This window comes from Neisseria sicca (assembly GCF_017753665.1).
In the GTDB taxonomy this organism is placed as follows: Bacteria; Pseudomonadota; Gammaproteobacteria; order Burkholderiales; family Neisseriaceae; genus Neisseria; species Neisseria flava.
Genome location: NZ_CP072524.1, coordinates 1,045,580 through 1,061,798, shown reverse-complemented (window position 1 = coordinate 1,061,798; position 16,219 = coordinate 1,045,580). Strand labels below are relative to the sequence as shown.

At 51.7% G+C, this 16,219-nt stretch carries 15 protein-coding genes and 1 pseudogene; 7 read left to right on the top strand and 9 right to left on the bottom strand.

Going from position 1 to position 16,219, the window contains the following annotated elements; all coding sequences use genetic code 11:
- Positions 1–35 precede the first annotated feature (35 nt).
- The 3 genes from J7445_RS04975 to J7445_RS04965 are packed head-to-tail and all read right to left on the bottom strand — an operon-like array spanning position 36 to position 3,025.
- Positions 36–920: an ABC transporter permease subunit gene (locus J7445_RS04975; RefSeq protein ID WP_209283232.1), complete on the bottom strand. Its 885-nt coding sequence runs from the start codon at positions 918–920 to the stop codon at positions 36–38.
- Positions 920–1,885 (bottom strand): ABC transporter permease subunit, encoded by a 966-nt coding sequence (locus J7445_RS04970; RefSeq protein WP_003759903.1) that lies wholly within the window; start codon positions 1,883–1,885, stop codon positions 920–922. Before J7445_RS04970 ends, J7445_RS04975 begins: the two co-directional genes overlap by 1 nt.
- 15 nt (positions 1,886–1,900) lie before the next feature.
- On the bottom strand, positions 1,901–3,025 hold the full coding sequence (locus J7445_RS04965; RefSeq protein WP_029609631.1) for an ABC transporter ATP-binding protein: 1,125 nt from the start codon (positions 3,023–3,025) through the stop codon (positions 1,901–1,903).
- 539 nt (positions 3,026–3,564) lie between these two features.
- On the opposite strand from J7445_RS04965, the gene radC reads away from it, so the two are divergent.
- On the top strand, positions 3,565–4,245 hold the full coding sequence (radC, locus tag J7445_RS04960; protein WP_070513609.1) for a RadC family protein: 681 nt from the start codon (positions 3,565–3,567) through the stop codon (positions 4,243–4,245).
- Between the two features lie 183 nt (positions 4,246–4,428).
- Here radC and J7445_RS04955 read toward each other — a convergent pair whose 3' ends face one another.
- Positions 4,429–4,932, bottom strand: coding sequence for a DUF1841 family protein (locus J7445_RS04955; protein WP_209283231.1), 504 nt, complete (start codon positions 4,930–4,932; stop codon positions 4,429–4,431).
- 127 nt (positions 4,933–5,059) lie between these two features.
- Here J7445_RS04955 and J7445_RS04950 point away from each other — a divergent pair, with 127 nt between their 5' ends.
- Positions 5,060–5,659, top strand: coding sequence for an MlaC/ttg2D family ABC transporter substrate-binding protein (locus J7445_RS04950; protein ID WP_209283230.1), 600 nt, complete (start codon positions 5,060–5,062; stop codon positions 5,657–5,659).
- A 60-nt stretch (positions 5,660–5,719) separates the two neighbouring features.
- Here J7445_RS04950 and J7445_RS04945 read toward each other — a convergent pair whose 3' ends face one another.
- Positions 5,720–6,379: a cytochrome b/b6 domain-containing protein gene (locus J7445_RS04945; protein WP_209283229.1), complete on the bottom strand. Its 660-nt coding sequence runs from the start codon at positions 6,377–6,379 to the stop codon at positions 5,720–5,722.
- A gap of 128 nt (positions 6,380–6,507) precedes the next feature.
- On the opposite strand from J7445_RS04945, the gene J7445_RS04940 reads away from it, so the two are divergent.
- The 3 genes and pseudogenes from J7445_RS04940 to J7445_RS04930 all read left to right on the top strand — a co-directional run bounded on the left by J7445_RS04940 (position 6,508) and on the right by J7445_RS04930 (position 9,942).
- Positions 6,508–7,407: an NAD(P)H-hydrate dehydratase gene (locus J7445_RS04940; protein ID WP_209283228.1), complete on the top strand. Its 900-nt coding sequence runs from the start codon at positions 6,508–6,510 to the stop codon at positions 7,405–7,407.
- Between the two features lie 144 nt (positions 7,408–7,551).
- The gene (locus tag J7445_RS04935) at positions 7,552–8,304 is read left to right on the top strand and encodes an alpha/beta fold hydrolase (RefSeq protein WP_070539903.1); all 753 of its coding nucleotides are present in this window, start codon (positions 7,552–7,554) and stop codon (positions 8,302–8,304) included.
- Positions 8,305–8,416: 112 nt separating this feature from the next.
- Positions 8,417–9,942, top strand: a pseudogene (locus J7445_RS04930) (ABC transporter permease).
- 52 nt (positions 9,943–9,994) lie between these two features.
- Here J7445_RS04930 and J7445_RS04925 read toward each other — a convergent pair.
- Entirely contained in the window at positions 9,995–10,714 is a 720-nt protein-coding gene (locus J7445_RS04925; RefSeq protein ID WP_209283227.1) for an O-methyltransferase, read from the bottom strand.
- 134 nt (positions 10,715–10,848) lie between these two features.
- Here J7445_RS04925 and mpl point away from each other — a divergent pair, with 134 nt between their 5' ends.
- Positions 10,849–12,225, top strand: coding sequence for a UDP-N-acetylmuramate:L-alanyl-gamma-D-glutamyl-meso-diaminopimelate ligase (mpl, locus tag J7445_RS04920; protein WP_209283226.1), 1,377 nt, complete (start codon positions 10,849–10,851; stop codon positions 12,223–12,225).
- Between the two features lie 107 nt (positions 12,226–12,332).
- On the opposite strand, the gene J7445_RS04915 is transcribed toward mpl, so the two are convergent.
- From J7445_RS04915 to J7445_RS04900, 3 genes are all read right to left on the bottom strand, one after another.
- Positions 12,333–13,180 (bottom strand): IS630 family transposase gene (locus J7445_RS04915; protein WP_209282820.1). Its coding sequence is split into 2 segments (ribosomal slippage): positions 12,333–12,865 and positions 12,865–13,180, totalling 849 coding nucleotides; the frame shifts between segments, so codons are not numbered across the junction.
- A 188-nt stretch (positions 13,181–13,368) separates the two neighbouring features.
- Positions 13,369–14,346, bottom strand: coding sequence for an IS30 family transposase (locus J7445_RS04905; protein ID WP_209283225.1), 978 nt, complete (start codon positions 14,344–14,346; stop codon positions 13,369–13,371).
- Positions 14,347–14,666: 320 nt separating this feature from the next.
- The gene (locus tag J7445_RS04900) at positions 14,667–15,011 is read right to left on the bottom strand and encodes a cupin domain-containing protein (protein WP_060975129.1); all 345 of its coding nucleotides are present in this window, start codon (positions 15,009–15,011) and stop codon (positions 14,667–14,669) included.
- A 197-nt stretch (positions 15,012–15,208) separates the two neighbouring features.
- Between J7445_RS04900 and J7445_RS04895 the strand changes: the two genes are divergently transcribed.
- The gene (locus tag J7445_RS04895; RefSeq protein WP_209283224.1) at positions 15,209–16,186 is read left to right on the top strand and encodes an IS30 family transposase; all 978 of its coding nucleotides are present in this window, start codon (positions 15,209–15,211) and stop codon (positions 16,184–16,186) included.
- The last annotated feature ends 33 nt before the right edge of the window (positions 16,187–16,219 follow it).

Genomic DNA, 16,219 nt, shown 5'->3' with positions numbered 1-16,219 from the left:
ACCTTGCATTGATGCGGTCAGCCTGTCTGATTGGGTCAATTCGCTTTTTCGGCGGCGAGCTTTTCCTGACGGTAGGCTTCGGCGGCTTCCCGATCGCGTTTGGTTGCTTGGCGCATCATCCAGTAATTGATGACGATAACCAGCGTACCGATGATACCGATCAGGATGGTTGCCAACACGTTCATCTGCGGGTCGAGACCCAGTTTGATTTTGGAGAAAATCACCTGCGGTAATGTGGAAGAACCGGGGCCGGACAGGAAGGAGGTAATCACCAAATCATCCAGCGACAGGGTAATGCCGAGCAGGAAGCCTGAAGCGATGGCAGGTGCAATCAAGGGCAGGGTGATGACGAAAAAGATTTTCAGCGGACGCGCACCCAAGTCCATTGCGGCTTCTTCGAGCGATTGGTCAAGCTCCACCAGACGCGAACGAATGACGACGGTAATGTATGCCATACAAAGCGTCGTATGTCCGAGGAAAATGGTGAAGAAACCGCGGTCGAAGTACAGTTGCAGCAATTCGCTGCCTTGCAGGAACATTTGCACCTGAATAATCAGGAGCAGCATGGACAAACCGGTAATCACGTCAGGCATAACCATAGGCGCGGAAATCATACCGGCAAACAAGGTGCTGCCGCGGAAGCGTTTGATGCGCGCCATCGCGTAGCCTGCCAGCGTGCCCAAAACGACGGCTGCAAGCGAGGATGCGGCGGCAATACGCAGCGACAGCCACGCAGCTTCCAAGATGGTGTCGTTTTCCAGCAATGCGCCGTACCACTTGGTCGAAAAGCCACCCCAAACGGTAACCAACTTGGATTCGTTGAACGAATAGATGACCAAGACGACCAGCGGAATGTATAGAAACGCCAGCGACAGCATCAGCATCAGTTTCAGGAACCAAGATAATTTCGATTTATGCATTATTTGGCTCCTTCTTCCAATTCGCGGTTTTCATAATGCTGAAACAGTGCAATCGGCACGACCAACAGTGCGACCATGACGACGGCGACGGCGGAAGCCAGCGGCCAGTTGTTTTGGTCGAAGAACGCCTGCCACAAGACTTTACCGATCATCAGGTTTTCCGAACCGCCGACCAGTTCGGGAATCACAAATTCACCGACTGCGGGAACGAAAACCAGCATGGAGCCTGCGATGATGCCTGTTTTGGACAGGGGCAGGGTAATGGTGAAGAACGATTTGACTGGTCCTGCACCCAAATCAGAAGCAGCTTCGAGCAGGCGGTTGTCGAGTTTCACCAGTTGCGTATAAAGCGGCAGAATCATAAACGGCAGATAGGCATAAACCATGACCAAGTTCAGCGAGAACGCGTTGTAAAACAGGTCTAAAGGTTCTTCGATAATCTGCATTTTAAGCAGGAAATTATTGATGATGCCGTTGTGTCCCAAAAGACCCATCCATGCGTAAACACGCAATAGGAAGGAAGTCCAGAAAGGCAGCATTATCGCAAGCAGCAGACCGTTGCGCATGGCTGGATTGGCGCGCGAAATCGCATAAGCGGTCGGATAACCAATCAGCAGACAAATGATGGTCGTCGTCAGCGCGGTCTTAATGGAAGACCAGTAGGTCATCAGATAGATATTGCTGTTTTCGCTGTCGCCGAACGGATTCAGGGTATTCCAAAAATTCTGGAAAATATCGGCATAGTTTTGATAACTGATGGCGATGTTCAGACGACCTAAATCTTCATCAACGCTGGTCAGCGGCGTAAATGGCGGAATGGCGATTTCTTGTTCGGCAAAGCTGATTTTCAGCACGATGGCGAACGGAATCAGAAACAGCACCAAAAGCCAGATATACGGCACGGCGATGACCGCGCGCTGACCCGGGCGGCGGAACAGTTTGTTTTTCAGTTTTTTAAGGTTCATCTCATTCCCCTTAAATTAACGGAACAACGGAGTCGGTTGGTTTTCCGGCCAGCTGATATAGACGGTTTCGTCCCAAGTCGGCGGCGTGATGTTGCGCACGTACCAATAAGGTGCAGGGACTTGGCTTTTGACAACGCGGCCGTTGGCGAGTTTGATGTGGTAAATCGCGAAGCTGCCCAAGTAGGCGATTTCTTCAACCGTACCTTTTGCCCAGTTGAAGCTGCCTAAGTGGTCGGGTTTTTCTTTGTACAAATCAATGTCTTCGGGACGGATGCTGACCCAAATGTCTTGTTCGCTCGGACCGCCCAAACCGTGGTCGATGCGGACGTGGTTTTCCAAGCCTTCGCATTCGATGACGGCATAATCGGCATGGTCTTCAATCACAACGCCGCTGAAAATATTGGTTTCGCCGATAAATTCGGCAGTAAAGCGGCTGTTTGGATAGTCGTACACATCGCTAGGCGTACCGACTTGTTGCAACTGACCGTCGGACATAATGGCGATGCGGGTCGCCATTGTCATCGCTTCTTCTTGGTCGTGCGTTACCATGATGCAGGTTACGCCGACTTGTTCCAGCGTGTTGACCAATTCGAGCTGGGTTTGTTGACGCAATTTTTTGTCCAACGCGCCCAAAGGCTCGTCGAGCAGCAGGATTTTCGGACGTTTTGCCAAACTGCGTGCCAAAGCGATACGTTGTTGCTGACCGCCGGATAATTGATGCGGTTTGCGCTTGGCGTATTTGGTCATCTGAACCAGACGCAGCATTTCTTCTACGCGCGCGGCGATTTCATCTTTGGGCATTTTGTCTTGTTTCAGACCGAAGGCAATGTTCTGCTCCACAGTCATGTGCGGGAACAGGGCATAGCTTTGAAACATCATATTGATGGGGCGCTCATAGGGGGCAAGTTTGGTAATGTCCTGACCGTCCAGAATGATTTTGCCCTGATTAGGGCTTTCCATGCCCGCCAGCATACGCAACAACGTAGATTTACCGCTGCCGGAGCTGCCCAAAAGGGCAAAGATTTCATGTTGATAAATATCCAAGTCGATGTTATCGACAGCGTAATTGTCACCAAACTTTTTCACCAAGCCTTGGATTTTGAGATAAGGTTTGGCTGAAGACGCAGTGGTTGCGGTCATAATGGCAATACTCCAATAAAAATGACGAGTACCGGCAAAACGGATTTTCGAAAGGGTGATAAAAAGCTGTTTGATTGCTGGCGGGAGTCGCAACGTCGAAACGTCGTCTGAAACTCTTGTGAAGCGCACGGGCAGCATGGATGGGAAACGGGTGGAAATACAAGGATAAACCGCCTCCGCAGAACTCGCTATTATATTAGCCTATGGCACGCAGGGGCAATACGAAATTGCCCGAAGGGGCTGATTTCCCGCGGATTTGATTTAAACGGGACATTTTGAAACCTGTCAGATTGAATCTGCGGTCAATCCATACGGGTGAATAAGGAAAGGCAATCGCTTTTACAAGCGAAGTTGAGCGCGTTGTTTTTATGCAATTAATTTATATGAATATTATGCTTATATTTTAAATATTCATTCAAAATATAATAAAATATGAAATATTTACAATAGTTGCTTGATAGGCATTCGTTGTAAAAATTGTAATAACAAGCAGATTTTCAAACAAATTTTTTCGTGAATGTTCACGCAAGGGGTAAAACATGAGTATCAAACAATGGCCTGAAGGCGAGCGGCCGCGCGAGAAATTATTGGCGCGTGGTGCAGGCGCATTGAGCGATGCGGAGTTATTGGCGATTTTGCTGCGGGTGGGTACGCGTGGGATGAGCGCGGTGGATTTGGCGCGTTATCTGTTGAATGAGTTTGGCAGCTTGGGCAAGCTGATGAGTGCCGACGCGAAAACGCTTTCTGCATACAAGGGCATGGGTTTGGCGAGTTTTACCCAATTTGCCGTCGTCAAAGAAATCGGCAGGCGGATTTTGGGCGAGGATTTGCAGGAAAACATCACGCTTTCCAGCCCGAAAGCCGTTGCCGACTATCTGCGCCTGCATTTAGGGCACGAAAAGATAGAAGTCAGCACCGCGCTTTTGCTCAACCGCCAAAACAGGCTGATTGCCATGCGCGAACTTTCGCGCGGAACGGTGGCGGAAAATACCGTCTATATCAGGGAAATCGTCAAGCTCGCATTGGACGAATACGCCGACAGCCTGATTATCGCTCACAATCATCCCGGCGGTTCGGCTACGCCTTCGCAATCAGATATTGCGTTCACAGGTCGTCTGAAACAGGCTTTGGCATTGGTTGATGTCTCACTTTTGGATCATTTTATTGTTACGGCAAAAGAAGTTTGCTCGATGCGGGAGCAGGGGTATATGGAGGGGTAAAGTGATATTGCTGGGCGGGGCAAAGGTTGGGTTAAGGTCGTCTGAAAACAGGTTTCAGACGACCTTTGTACTGATGTCAGTGTATTCAATATATAGAGTTAATACTTTGAATATGGATAATATTTTATAACTAAACGGGCATGAAGGGTCGTCTGAAAATTCTTTTCTCTAACCTAGATGAACTCAAGCCCTTTCGCTGATAATGCCAGACACGCCGACTTCGTGCGGATTGATGCGGGCGGTTTCTTCCTGCCCCAGTCCGACCAGTTTGCGCAGCCGAGTCATATAGGCATTGACATCCAAGCCGCGTCCGTAGCGTTGCGCTTCCCATATGGTTTCTGCCAGCGCATCCATCATATCGTGTTCGGCACGTACCCAATCGCCGCCATAGCGCACGCAGAGTTGTCCGTGTATGGCGCGGATGCCGGGCGGCTGGTCGATGGCTGCTTGTTCTTGCAGGGAGAGATGCAGGGACATATGCAGGAAGGGATTGGTTTCTCCTTCTTCGGGCGTCCAGGTCTTGTCCAGATAGTCTTCGATATTTTCGAGATAGCGGGCGTATTCGGGATGGGCTTCGATAATCCGCAGGGCTTTTTGTTGCAGGCCGTCCAGTTGCAGGGGGGTGAAGCGTTGTCGCCAGACATGGGCGAAAAAACGGCGGACATCGTGTGTGTTGACATCGTACATGGCGGGAATTTCAGAAATTCGGATAGGGTGATTATATAGTTATCTTTCCTGCTTTTACATTTGATTAACGGTTTATGCCTCAGGGCGTTTTAAAATGTAGCTTTACTTCTTATCTAATGGAATAACGATGAATCCTTATTTGTCCGCTTTTGTATTATCTGTCCCGATGGTGGTTGCCGCGCCTTATGTGGCGGCTGAAACACACCCCGCACAGGCTCAGATGCAGCAGAATATGGATGCAGTTTTGAAAATTGCGCGCAACGGCTCTTTGAGCGAGGCGCAAAAGGTCAAGCAGATCGAGCAGTATGCAGACCGTTATCTGGATTACGAACGCATTTCCGCTTTGGCGGTCGGCGCGCCTTGGCGTGAATTCTCCGCTACTCAGAAAACGGAATTTATCCGCGCTTTTAAAGACATGATTATAGCCATGTATTCGCATTCCGCCTTAATCGGCGCGGCAGATGCGCAGGTAAGGCTGTTGCCGAAAATGACGGTCAACGGCAATAAGTTCGACGTATTTTCTGAACTGCACACCAAAAAAGGGACGAAATACGAAGTAGCCTACCAGCTTTATAAGGTCGGCCCTGTCTATAAAATCTACAACATCCGCGTGGACGGAACGAGCCTGGTAACGGTTTACCGCAACCAGTTCGGCGAACTTATCAAGCAAAAAGGCATAGACGGCACCATTGCGACCGTCAAAGCCAAAGGGCTGAAAAAGCAATAAATCCAATGACAAAAGGTCGTCTGAAAGTTTCAGACGACCTTTTCCTATTTGTTTAAATTGTTATTTCAACATCAAAATCGCAGCCACCGCCACAGCCGCCACTGCCAATGCGGCAATCAGTTTGGCGGCGGAAGCAAATTTCAAGGTAACGGTTTGCCCCTCGATATACTTGTAGCCGCTGATCATCGGGCGGATCAAATCTTTTTTCTTCAAAAACTTATACGCCAAGACCGTAACGATGTGTAAGCCTGCCAATGCCGCCAGCAGGTTGAAGAAATTGACGTGGATTTTGCGCATCAGGCTGCCCGTGTCCGAGCTGACCAGATGGTTCAGATAGCCGCTGTCGGTAAACGTGTTTTCATCGGCGGCAAACAGCCCCGTCGTGACTTGCAGCAAGACCGCCACAATCAGCGCGATGACCATCAGCGCGCCCAAAGGGTTGTGTCCGGGCTGTTCGTTTTCCGTCAGGTTGCCTTGCAGGTAGCGGCGGATGGACGACGGACCGCGCACGAATTGCGAAAACCGAGCCGTATCGCTGCCCCACAAGCCCCAACACAGGCGGAAGACAATCAGCCCCGCCACCAGCAGCCCGCAGCGCAAGTGCCAAACCAGCATCCCGCCGCCAGCCTGCGCGCTGTACCACATAAATCCGACCGACAAGACCAAGAGCCAGTGAAACAGGCGCGTTGGCAAATCCCAGACTTTGACTTTTTGTTTCATTAAATATTCCTTGTTGTGCGGTTGTAGTGTTCCTATACGGGGCGGTAGAATCGTGAAAACAACAGTCGATAAAAGACATCCTCTTTTCGCCACGCATCCGCTATTTTATCCCAAACTCAGGCAGATTGATGATGAACCCGTCCTATAAGCTCCCCGATACGCCCGATTTTTTTCAGACGACCTCGCAATTTCCCGACGTATTCGCCCCACGCCAAGCGGAATCGCACAAAGGGACATACGGCACGCTCGCCGTCGTCGGCGGCGCATCGGGCATGAGCGGAGCCGTTGTCCTCGCTTCCACCGCCGCGATTTATCAAGGCAGCGGCAAAGTGTGGGCGGGCTTCAATCAAACCGCCTTGCCCTTTGCCGTCATCCCCGAACGCCCCGAAATCATGCTGGCGACTGCCGAAGACCTGCTGAAACGCAAGGACATCATCGCATGGGCGGTCGGCTGCGGCATGGGTTTGGGCGAAACCGCCAACCGAATCTTAAATACCGTGTTGACGCACAATCAAGATGCACCGTTGTTGCTTGATGCCGACGCACTGACTTTGCTAGCAAGGTCTAACCCCGAAACCCGCGAAGCAGCACAAAAGCGCGGTAATCTGGTTCTGACCCCGCATCCCGCCGAAGCCGCCCGCCTGCTCGGTACATCCACCCAAGCCGTTCAGCAAAATAGAATGTCCGCCGTCCAAACCATCAGCGCAACATTCCAAGCCGTAACCGTCCTAAAAGGACACCGCACACTGGTCGCCGCGCCCGACGGCACGGTCTATACCAACCCAAGCGGCAACGCCGGACTTGCCACCGCAGGCAGCGGCGACGTTTTAAGCGGCATCATCGGCAGCCTGCTCGCTCAAGGCATCCCGCCGTTCCAAGCCGCTTGCGCCGGCGTATGGCTGCACGGCGCGGCAGCGGATGTCATCAAACACTCGACAGGCGTGGAAGCCGGTATGCTGGCAGGCGAAATCGCACCTACCGCCAGATGGTTGAGGAATCGGCTGATGATCGAGAACACAAAAGTTTAAAGAAAGAGGTCGTCTGAAAACGGAGATACAGCTCCTAAGCCGTTTTCAGACGGCCCTTTGCAAATGTTCAATATCTGTGTTGGAATCCAAAAGCTTTTTGATGTTTCCTATGCAGATACTCCGGATAGATTGAAAAGGTAAACCATGCAGTCCAAATTTTTTAACCATCAAGGTGCAAGCCTGCACTACCAAATCGGCGGTAAGGAAGCCGCCTCCGTCATGGTCTTGCTTCACGGCGGTTTCGGCTCGATTGCCGACTTTGAACCGTTGCTGCCGCGCCTGTTGCAACACTACCGCGTGATTGCCGTCGATACGCGCGGACACGGACGCTCCACGCTTGGCACTACCGCATTGACCTATGCTCAAGCAGCCGATGATGTGCGCCAAATCCTGCGCAACGAAAGCGTGGAAAATTACAGTCTGTTCGGTTTCAGCGACGGAGGAATAACTGCTTACCGTCTTGGTGCGGAAGATGAAAATGTTGAGAAAATCATCACGGTAGGCGCAGAGTGGCATCAAAAACACTTGAATCGCGTACGGTCGATGTTTGAAGCGCTGAACCTTAATATTGTAGAAGAAAAACTGTCGGAACAGCTTGCTGCTTATCAGGCAGCCAATCCCGAACCCGATGCCGAAAAATGGATTGCGGCATTGAAAGCCATGTGGCTGGATGAAAGTGCAAGCGGTTATCCCAACGAAAGCGTCCGTGAAATCACAGCTAATGTCTTGGCAATACGCGGAGAAGCCGATTTTCTGCTTGCCTTCGATGATTGGGCAGAACTGAAAACCGAATTGCCCGATGTGCATCTGATGAATGTGCCGTTTGCAGCCCATGAAGCGATTAAAGAGCAGCCCGAAATCATTTGGGCGGCAGTACAGGCGTTTCAGGCATTGTAAAAGTCCGTATTGGATAAAGAGGTCGTCTGAAAGCAGCTTGGCAGGTTTGCTGAAACCGTTTTATCAGACGACTTAATCCTATATTTTTTTAATTTTCATACAGCATCAAACCATGTCTTCCATCCGCTCTTTCAGTTCCACTTTACTGCTCGCGCTGCTGCCTTTGGGCTTCCTTATCGTGATGGTCGTCGCGCCTTTGGTTGCGCTGGCTTTTTACGACGGGAGTGCATGGGGCGGGGTGTTGCGCGATGACTATATGCAGCACCTTATCTTATGGACCGCATTTCAGGCTTTGGCAACCTGCGTGCTGGCGGGGATTTTGGGCGTGCCTGCGGCGTGGGTGTTGGCGCGTTTGGATTTCCGGGGACGCGCTTTGGTGTTGAGGCTGTTGATGCTGCCTTTCGTGATGCCGACTTTGGTAGCGGGTATGGGCGTGTTGGCTTTGTTCGGCACAAACGGTGCCGTTTGGGCGGGCTGGCAGGATACGCCGTATCTGTTGATTTACGGCAATGTGTTTTTCAACCTGCCGGTTTTGGTGCGCGCGGCGTATCAGGGATTTTTGCAGGTTCCCGAGGCGCGCCTGCAAACGGCGCAGGCTTTGGGGGCGGGGCTTGGCAGCGGTTTTTAAGGGTGGAATGGCCGGTATTGCGCCCGTGGTTGGCGGGCGGTTTGTGTTTGGTTTTCCTGTATTGTTTTTCGGGGTTCGGACTGGCTTTGCTGTTGGGCGGCGACCGCTATGCGACGGTGGAAGTAGAGATTTACCGGCTGATTGCGTATGAATTGGATATGGCGCAGGCTTCCGTCTTGGTATGGCTGGTGTTGGGGATTACCGCAGCGGCGGGGTTGCTGTATGCGCGGTTGAGCCGTCGGACGGATGCGGATAAGGCACACGCCGCACCGCGCCCGCGCAAGCCCGAAACAGCGGCGGAACGGCTGATGGTCGCGGCGGTATTGTCGGTGTTGTGTGTGTGCTGCCTGATGCCCCTGCTTGCGGTTGTCCGGCAGGCCGCCCTTGCCGGAGGGTCTTGGCGGGTATTGCTCGAGGGCGAAACGCTGGCGGCGCTTTGGAACACCGTTCGTTTTTCGGCAGCGGCGGTCGCTGCCGCTGCGGTATTGGGCGTGTCGTATGCCTGCTTGGCAAGGCGCGCGGCGTGGGTGAGGGGGGCGGTATTTTTGCCGTTTATGGTGTCGCCGGTCTGTGTGGCGTTCGGCGTGCTGCTGCTGTATCCGCAATGGACGGCATCGCTGCCGCTTTTGATTGCCGCTTATGCGCTGTTGGCGTATCCGTTTGTTGCCAAAGATGTTTTGGCGGCGTGGGATGCGTTGCCGCAAGGCTATGGCGAGGCAGCGAGGACTATGGGGGCAAACCGTTTTCAGACGACCTTTTACATCACCGCCCCATTGCTGAAACCCGCTTTCAGGCGCGGGCTGACTTTGGCGGCGGCAACCTGCGTCGGTGAGTTTGCGGCAACGCTGTTTTTGGCGCGTCCCGAATGGCAGACGCTGACCACCCTGATTTACGCCTATCTGGGCAGGGCGGGGGCGGACAATTATTCGAGGGCGATGGTGTTGACGGCGGTATTGATGCTGTTTGCGACGATGGTGTTTTTGCTGCTGGACGGAAAGGACGAGGACTGAATCATATTGAAGGTCGTCTGAAAAGGCGGTTTCATCTTGGTGAAACTGGTTTTCAGACGACCTTTTCGGTATGGTTGCCTGTTTTGACCGCATATTCCAACGCTTTGTAAGGTTTCAGTGTGGATGAAATATAACCGTTTTCAGGACGGCGGACGTAATCGAGATAATCCTGCATGGCAGGTGAAAAGCCTTCTACATCGTCCACGGCGATGACCGCGCGGTCGGCAAGATTGGGTTCCAGCAGCTTGAATACGGGGAATACCAAATCCGGCCAGCCGTCGAGCAAGACGAAATCGGGGCGGATGGCTAAGTCTTTTAAGGTTTCCAGCGCATCGCCTTCGCGAAGCTCGATATAGTCTGCCAAACCGGCTTCTTGGAAATGTTTTCTCGCCGCTGCGGCTTTGTGCGGCAGATATTCGCAAGTGATGACGCGCCCTCCGTTGACTCTGGCGGCTGCGGCAAGATACAGCGTCGAAATGCCGTAGGAAGTCCCGAATTCGACAATATTTTTTGCACCCGATGCCAAAGCCTGCATATACAAATACAAAAACTTGCCTTGTTGCGGTGCGATGGGGATGTATTTGTCTTCGTAAAAACTTTCGTTTTCCCCCGTCCAATCCAGCCCTTTGCCCAAGAGCTTGAAAATCTTGGGCAGAAAATGAAAAAACATCTGTCTGTTTTGCTTTAAGGCTTGGGTGTAGAGCCGCAGCAAAACGGCTTCGGCTTGAGGCGCTTGCAGAAAAGCGAACATTTTCGGCGTCAGCTTGGGCATGTAGATTCTCCTTTTCAGCTCAAATCCTTCATATTTCCCATCTTGCCACAGCTTCGCTTTTCAGACGACCCCTGCATCCAAACTCCGCTATAATGGCGGCTTTCCCATTATTTCATTCAAAAGACGGTTTTATCATGAAACACATCCACATTATCGGTATCGGCGGCACGTTTATGGGCGGGGTGGCCGCCATTGCCAAAGAAGCGGGGTTTAAAGTCAGCGGTTGCGACGCGAAGATGTATCCGCCGATGAGCACCCAGCTCGAAGCCTTGGGCATAGACGTACACGAAGGCTTCGATGCCGCGCAGTTGGACGAATTTAAAGCCGACGTTTACGTGATCGGCAATGTCGCCAAGCGCGGAATGGATGTGGTTGAAGCGATTTTGAACCGCGGCCTGCCTTATATTTCCGGCCCGCAATGGCTGTCGGAAAACGTGTTGCACCATCATTGGGTACTCGGCGTGGCGGGGACGCACGGCAAAACAACAACCGCGTCCATGCTCGCATGGGTCTTGGAATATGCCGGACTCGCGCCGGGCTTCCTCATCGGCGGCGTACCGGAAAACTTCAGCGTTTCCGCCCGCCTGCCGCAAACGCCGCGCCAAGACCCGAACAGCAAATCGCCGTTTTTTGTTATCGAAGCCGACGAATACGACACCGCCTTTTTCGACAAACGCTCCAAATTCGTACATTACCGCCCGCGTACCGCCGTGTTGAACAATCTGGAATTCGACCACGCCGACATCTTCCCCGACTTGGGCGCGATACAGACCCAGTTCCACCACCTCGTGCGCACCGTGCCGTCCGAAGGCTTAATCGTCTGCAACGGACAGCAGCAAAGCCTGCAAGACACTTTGGACAAAGGCTGCTGGACGCCTGTAGAAAAATTCGGCACCGAACACGGCTGGCAGGTCGGCGAAGTCAATGCCGACGGCTCGTTCGACGTGTTGCTTGACGGCAAAAAAGCCGGACACGTCGCATGGGATTTGATGGGCGGACACAACCGCATGAACGCGCTCGCCGTCATCGCCGCCGCACGTCATGCCGGAGTCGATATTCAGACGGCCTGCGAAGCCTTGAGCGCGTTTAAAAACGTCAAACGCCGCATGGAAATCAAAGGCACGGTGAACGGCATCACCGTTTACGACGATTTCGCCCACCACCCGACCGCCATCGAAACCACCATCGAAGGCTTGCGCCAGCGCGTCGGAAATGCCCGCATCCTCGCCGTCCTCGAGCCGCGTTCCAACACCATGAAACTCGGCACCATGAAAGCCGCCCTGCCCGAAAGCCTTAAAGGTGCTGACCAAGTGTTCTGCTACGCCGGCGGTGTGGACTGGGACGTTGCCGAAGCCCTCGCGCCTTTGGGCGGCAAGCTGCACGTCGGCAAAGACTTCGATGCCTTCGTCGCCGAAATCGTGAAAAATGCCGAAGCAGGCGACCATATTTTGGTGATGAGCAACGGCGGTTTCGGCGGGATACACGGGAAGCTGCTGGAAGCGTTGAAATAAGGTTGGTTGAAGTTTTGGAATGATTGAGGTCGTCTGAAAACCGGAGTTTGGTTTTCAGACGACCTTTTTGTTGTGAAGGAATGGGATGGGGCAGACCCGATATATAGTCAATTAAAATCAAAATAGGACACTAGCGCATCGTCAAATCGGGCGTAATCAGACAAAACGGTTCGCAGATACCGCTTAATATTCGCCCACACCTTCTCAATCGGGTTGAGCTCAGGTGAATAAGGTGCAAGAGGTAATACCTTATGGCCCAATTTTTCCGCCATTTCCCGTAAGACATCCATACGGTGAAATCGTGCATTATCTAAAATAATTACCGATTTTTGAGTCAATGCGGGCAGTAGGCATTGCTGAAACCACGCTTCAAAAAAGACTCCGGTCATCGTATTTTGATAAACCATCGGAGCAATCAGCCGGTTGCCGACTTGTGCGGACACCAGAGATAAGCGTCGGTATCTTTTTCCACTTATCTGCGCTTTCACTATTCGCCCTCTCAGGCTGCGGGCATAGGGACGGAACAGGTAGCGGTCAAATCCTGTTTCATCCAAATAAACACGTTGGTAGTCGGAAAATTCGGCCAGCTGTGTCAAATAATGCGTTACTTTGGCCGGGTCTTGTTCTTTGTAAGTGGTGGTCTTTTTTTGCGCGTCATCCCCATCTGTTTGAGTGCATAGCAAACGGCGGCTGGCGTACAATCAAAATGTTTGGCGATTTCATGCAGATAGGCATCCTGGTGTTGCTCAACATATTGAGCCAGTTTTTGCCTATCCAATTTGACGGCATTTAGACCGGTAACTTGATGTTTTAGGCTGCCTGTTTGTTTTTTAAGGCGAATCCACAGGTAAAGTGTGTTTCTTGACAAGTTAAACGTTGCTGCGGTTTGGCTGATGTTTTTGCATTGTTCGTAATAGTTTAAAGCTTTGTTTCTTAAGTCCGCAGAGTATGCCATGGTTAAACCTTCAAAGTTGAGTATTGTACTATTTTGTTTTTAATTGACTATAGTGGATTAACTTTAAACCAGTACGGCGTTGCCTCGCCTTGCCGTACTATCTGTACTGTCTGCGGCTTCGTCGCCTTGTCCTGATTTAAATTTAATCCACTATAAAGTTCGCTTTTAAGGTTCCTTGGATTCGGATTTCAAGTGCAACACCAGGGTACCGGTGGTTGGAACAGATTCAAGAATAAAACACTTGGCGTTTCACAGCCAAGTGTTTTTCTCGGCCGGTGGTTCAACTCATCTTGAACCCTGCGTATCTCCCGACCGCTGATGTTTCGGAAATCGGTCTGTTTGGGGAAATATTGCCGGATGAGTCCGTTGGTGTTCTCATTCAGCCCTTTCTCCCAAGAATGGTAAGGGCGGCAAAAATAGGTTTTCGCCTTCAATGCTTTGGCTATTTTGGTGTGTTGGTAGAACTCTTTGCCGTTATCCATGGTGATGGTGTGGACTCTGGCTTTATATGCCTTTAATACCCTAATGGCCGCCCGGGCAGTGTCTTCGGCTTTTAAGTTCTTTAATTTGCAGATGATGGTGTAGCGGGTAACGCGTTCGACCAAGGTCAATAACGCGCTTTTCTGATTTTTGCCGACGACGGTGTCGGCCTCCCAATCGCCGATGCGGGTTTTCCGGTCGACGATAGCAGGTCGGTTCTCTATGCCGACGCGGTCGGGCACTTTGCCTCTGGTCCATGTGCTGCCGTAGCGTTTGCGGTAGGGTTTGCTGCATATTCTGAGATGTTGCCACAAAGTGCCGCCGTTGCTTTTGTCTTGGCGGAGGTGGCGGTAAACGGTGCTGTGATGGAGCGTGATCCCGTGGTGTTTATGCAGGTAGGCACATACTTGTTCGGGACTGAGTTTGCGGCGGATAAGGGTGTCGATGTGTTGAATTACCTGCGAATCGAGTTTATAGGGTTTTCGCCGGTGCTGTTTGGTCAGCCGGCTTTGCTTCTGTGCTTTTTCGGCGCTGTATTGCTGTCCTTGGATGCAGTGCCGCTTGATTTCTCGGCTGATGGTGCTTTTGTGGCGGTTGAGCTGTTTGGCGATTTCGGCGATGGTGCAGTGGCGGGACAGGTATTGGATATGGTATCGTTCGTCTTGGGTCAGTTGTGTGTAGCCCATGGCAATCTTTCTTGCAGGAAAGGCCGTATGCTGCCGCATACCGGCCTTTTTCTGTTATGGAAAGTTGCACTTCAAATGCGAATCCGCTCCCTTTTAGACGGCAGTCTGTCAGTTGTTGAGCCTGCTCCCTTTGATGGAGTTTTCAAATTTTCCTGTCCGCCTTCCAAGGCCGAACCCCATCACTTTGCCCGTTTCCTTGTCGATAAGGATGAGAAAATGGCGGCACAGTTTGATGGGGTTTTCATTTTTGGTATATTGAAATTTTTATGGTTGATCTGTTTTCAGACGGCCTCCGATAGATTGGTGCCGTCTGAAAAAGGTTATACCTGTTCAAATCCTGCTTTCGGGCTGATAACCGAAATCAAAATGCAGTCTTCTTTGCCGTTGTTACGCGCACCGTGGATTTGGTGGTTGCCGACTATCACGCTCTCACCTGCGCGGATGATGCGGCCGCTTTGTGCGTCGTCCACCAGCTCGGCTTCGCCCTGCAATACAATCCAGATGTCCGCACCGCGCAGATGGCGGTGGGCGGGCAGCATAGTTTGTGGCGGAATCTGCCAAAGCACCATGTTGTCATGCTTGTCTTGATGCAGCACGGTGCGCACGGCTTCGGTGGGGTTTTGTTGTAAAAAATCAGTGAAACGGATAATTTGCGGGATTTTCATGCCATTACTCCTTGCGTGGTTCGAATCATAAAAAACTGCACCCTAACTGCCCAGAGTGCGTATTTGGCCTTTAGGGTGCAGTTCAATCTTGCAACCGGTTTTCAGACGACGGCGGATTCGCATTTGAAGTGCACTTTCCATAACAGAAAAAGGCCGGTATGCGGCAGCATACGGACTTTCCTGCAAGAAAGATTGCCATGGGCTACACACAACTGACCCAAGACGAACGATACCATATCCAATACCTGTCCCGCCACTGCACCATCGCCGAAATCGCCAAACAGCTCAACCGCCACAAAAGCACCATCAGCCGAGAAATCAAGCGGCACTGCATCCAAGGACAGCAATACAGCGCCGAAAAAGCACAGAAGCAAAGCCGGCTGACCAAACAGCACCGGCGAAAACCCTATAAACTCGATTCGCAGGTAATTCAACACATCGACACCCTTATCCGCCGCAAACTCAGTCCCGAACAAGTATGTGCCTACCTACGCAAACACCACGGGATCACGCTCCATCACAGCACCGTTTACCGCCACCTTCGCCAAGACAAAAACAACGGCGGCACTTTGTGGCAACACCTCAGAATATGCAGCAAACCCTACCGCAAACGCTACGGCAGCACATGGACCAGAGGCAAAGTGCCCGACCGCGTCGGCATAGAAAACCGACCCGCCATTGTCGACCGGAAAACCCGCATCGGCGATTGGGAGGCCGACACCGTCGTCGGCAAAAATCAGAAAAGCGCGTTATTGACCTTGGTCGAACGCACTACCCGCTACACCATCATCTGCAAATTAAAGAACTTAAAAGCCGAAGACACTGCCCGGGCGGCCATTAGGGTATTAAAGGCATATAAAGCCAGAGTCCACACCATCACCATGGATAACGGCAAAGAGTTCTACCAACACACCAAAATAGCCAAAGCATTGAAGGCGAAAACCTATTTTTGCCGCCCTTACCATTCTTGGGAGAAAGGGCTGAATGAGAACACCAACGGACTCATCCGGCAATATTTCCCCAAACAGACCGATTTCCGAAACATCAGCGATCGGGAGATACGCAGGGTTCAAGATGAGTTGAACCACCGGCCAAGAAAAACACTTGGCTGTGAAACGCCAAGTGTTTTATTCTTAAATCTGTTCCAACCACTGGTACCCTGGTGTTGCACTTGAAATCCGAATCCAAGGACCTTTCTGCTTCCTAGC

What these genes read in the sequence shown, in the direction of transcription:
- J7445_RS04965 (WP_029609631.1), bottom strand. Translation starts at nt 3,025, where the DNA reads ATGACCGCAACCACTGCGTCTTCAGCCAAACCTTATCTCAAAATCCAA.
- mpl (WP_209283226.1), top strand. Translation starts at nt 10,849, where the DNA reads ATGAAACACATCCACATTATCGGTATCGGCGGCACGTTTATGGGCGGG.
- J7445_RS04900 (WP_060975129.1), bottom strand. Translation starts at nt 15,011, where the DNA reads ATGAAAATCCCGCAAATTATCCGTTTCACTGATTTTTTACAACAAAAC.
- J7445_RS04940 (WP_209283228.1), top strand. Translation starts at nt 6,508, where the DNA reads ATGATGAACCCGTCCTATAAGCTCCCCGATACGCCCGATTTTTTTCAG.
- J7445_RS04895 (WP_209283224.1), top strand. Translation starts at nt 15,209, where the DNA reads ATGGGCTACACACAACTGACCCAAGACGAACGATACCATATCCAATAC.
- J7445_RS04925 (WP_209283227.1), bottom strand. Translation starts at nt 10,714, where the DNA reads ATGCCCAAGCTGACGCCGAAAATGTTCGCTTTTCTGCAAGCGCCTCAA.
- J7445_RS04935 (WP_070539903.1), top strand. Translation starts at nt 7,552, where the DNA reads ATGCAGTCCAAATTTTTTAACCATCAAGGTGCAAGCCTGCACTACCAA.
- J7445_RS04905 (WP_209283225.1), bottom strand. Translation starts at nt 14,346, where the DNA reads ATGGGCTACACACAACTGACCCAAGACGAACGATACCATATCCAATAC.
- J7445_RS04975 (WP_209283232.1), bottom strand. Translation starts at nt 920, where the DNA reads ATGCATAAATCGAAATTATCTTGGTTCCTGAAACTGATGCTGATGCTG.
- J7445_RS04955 (WP_209283231.1), bottom strand. Translation starts at nt 4,932, where the DNA reads ATGTACGATGTCAACACACACGATGTCCGCCGTTTTTTCGCCCATGTC.
- J7445_RS04945 (WP_209283229.1), bottom strand. Translation starts at nt 6,379, where the DNA reads ATGAAACAAAAAGTCAAAGTCTGGGATTTGCCAACGCGCCTGTTTCAC.
- J7445_RS04970 (WP_003759903.1), bottom strand. Translation starts at nt 1,885, where the DNA reads ATGAACCTTAAAAAACTGAAAAACAAACTGTTCCGCCGCCCGGGTCAG.
- radC (WP_070513609.1), top strand. Translation starts at nt 3,565, where the DNA reads ATGAGTATCAAACAATGGCCTGAAGGCGAGCGGCCGCGCGAGAAATTA.
- J7445_RS04950 (WP_209283230.1), top strand. Translation starts at nt 5,060, where the DNA reads ATGAATCCTTATTTGTCCGCTTTTGTATTATCTGTCCCGATGGTGGTT.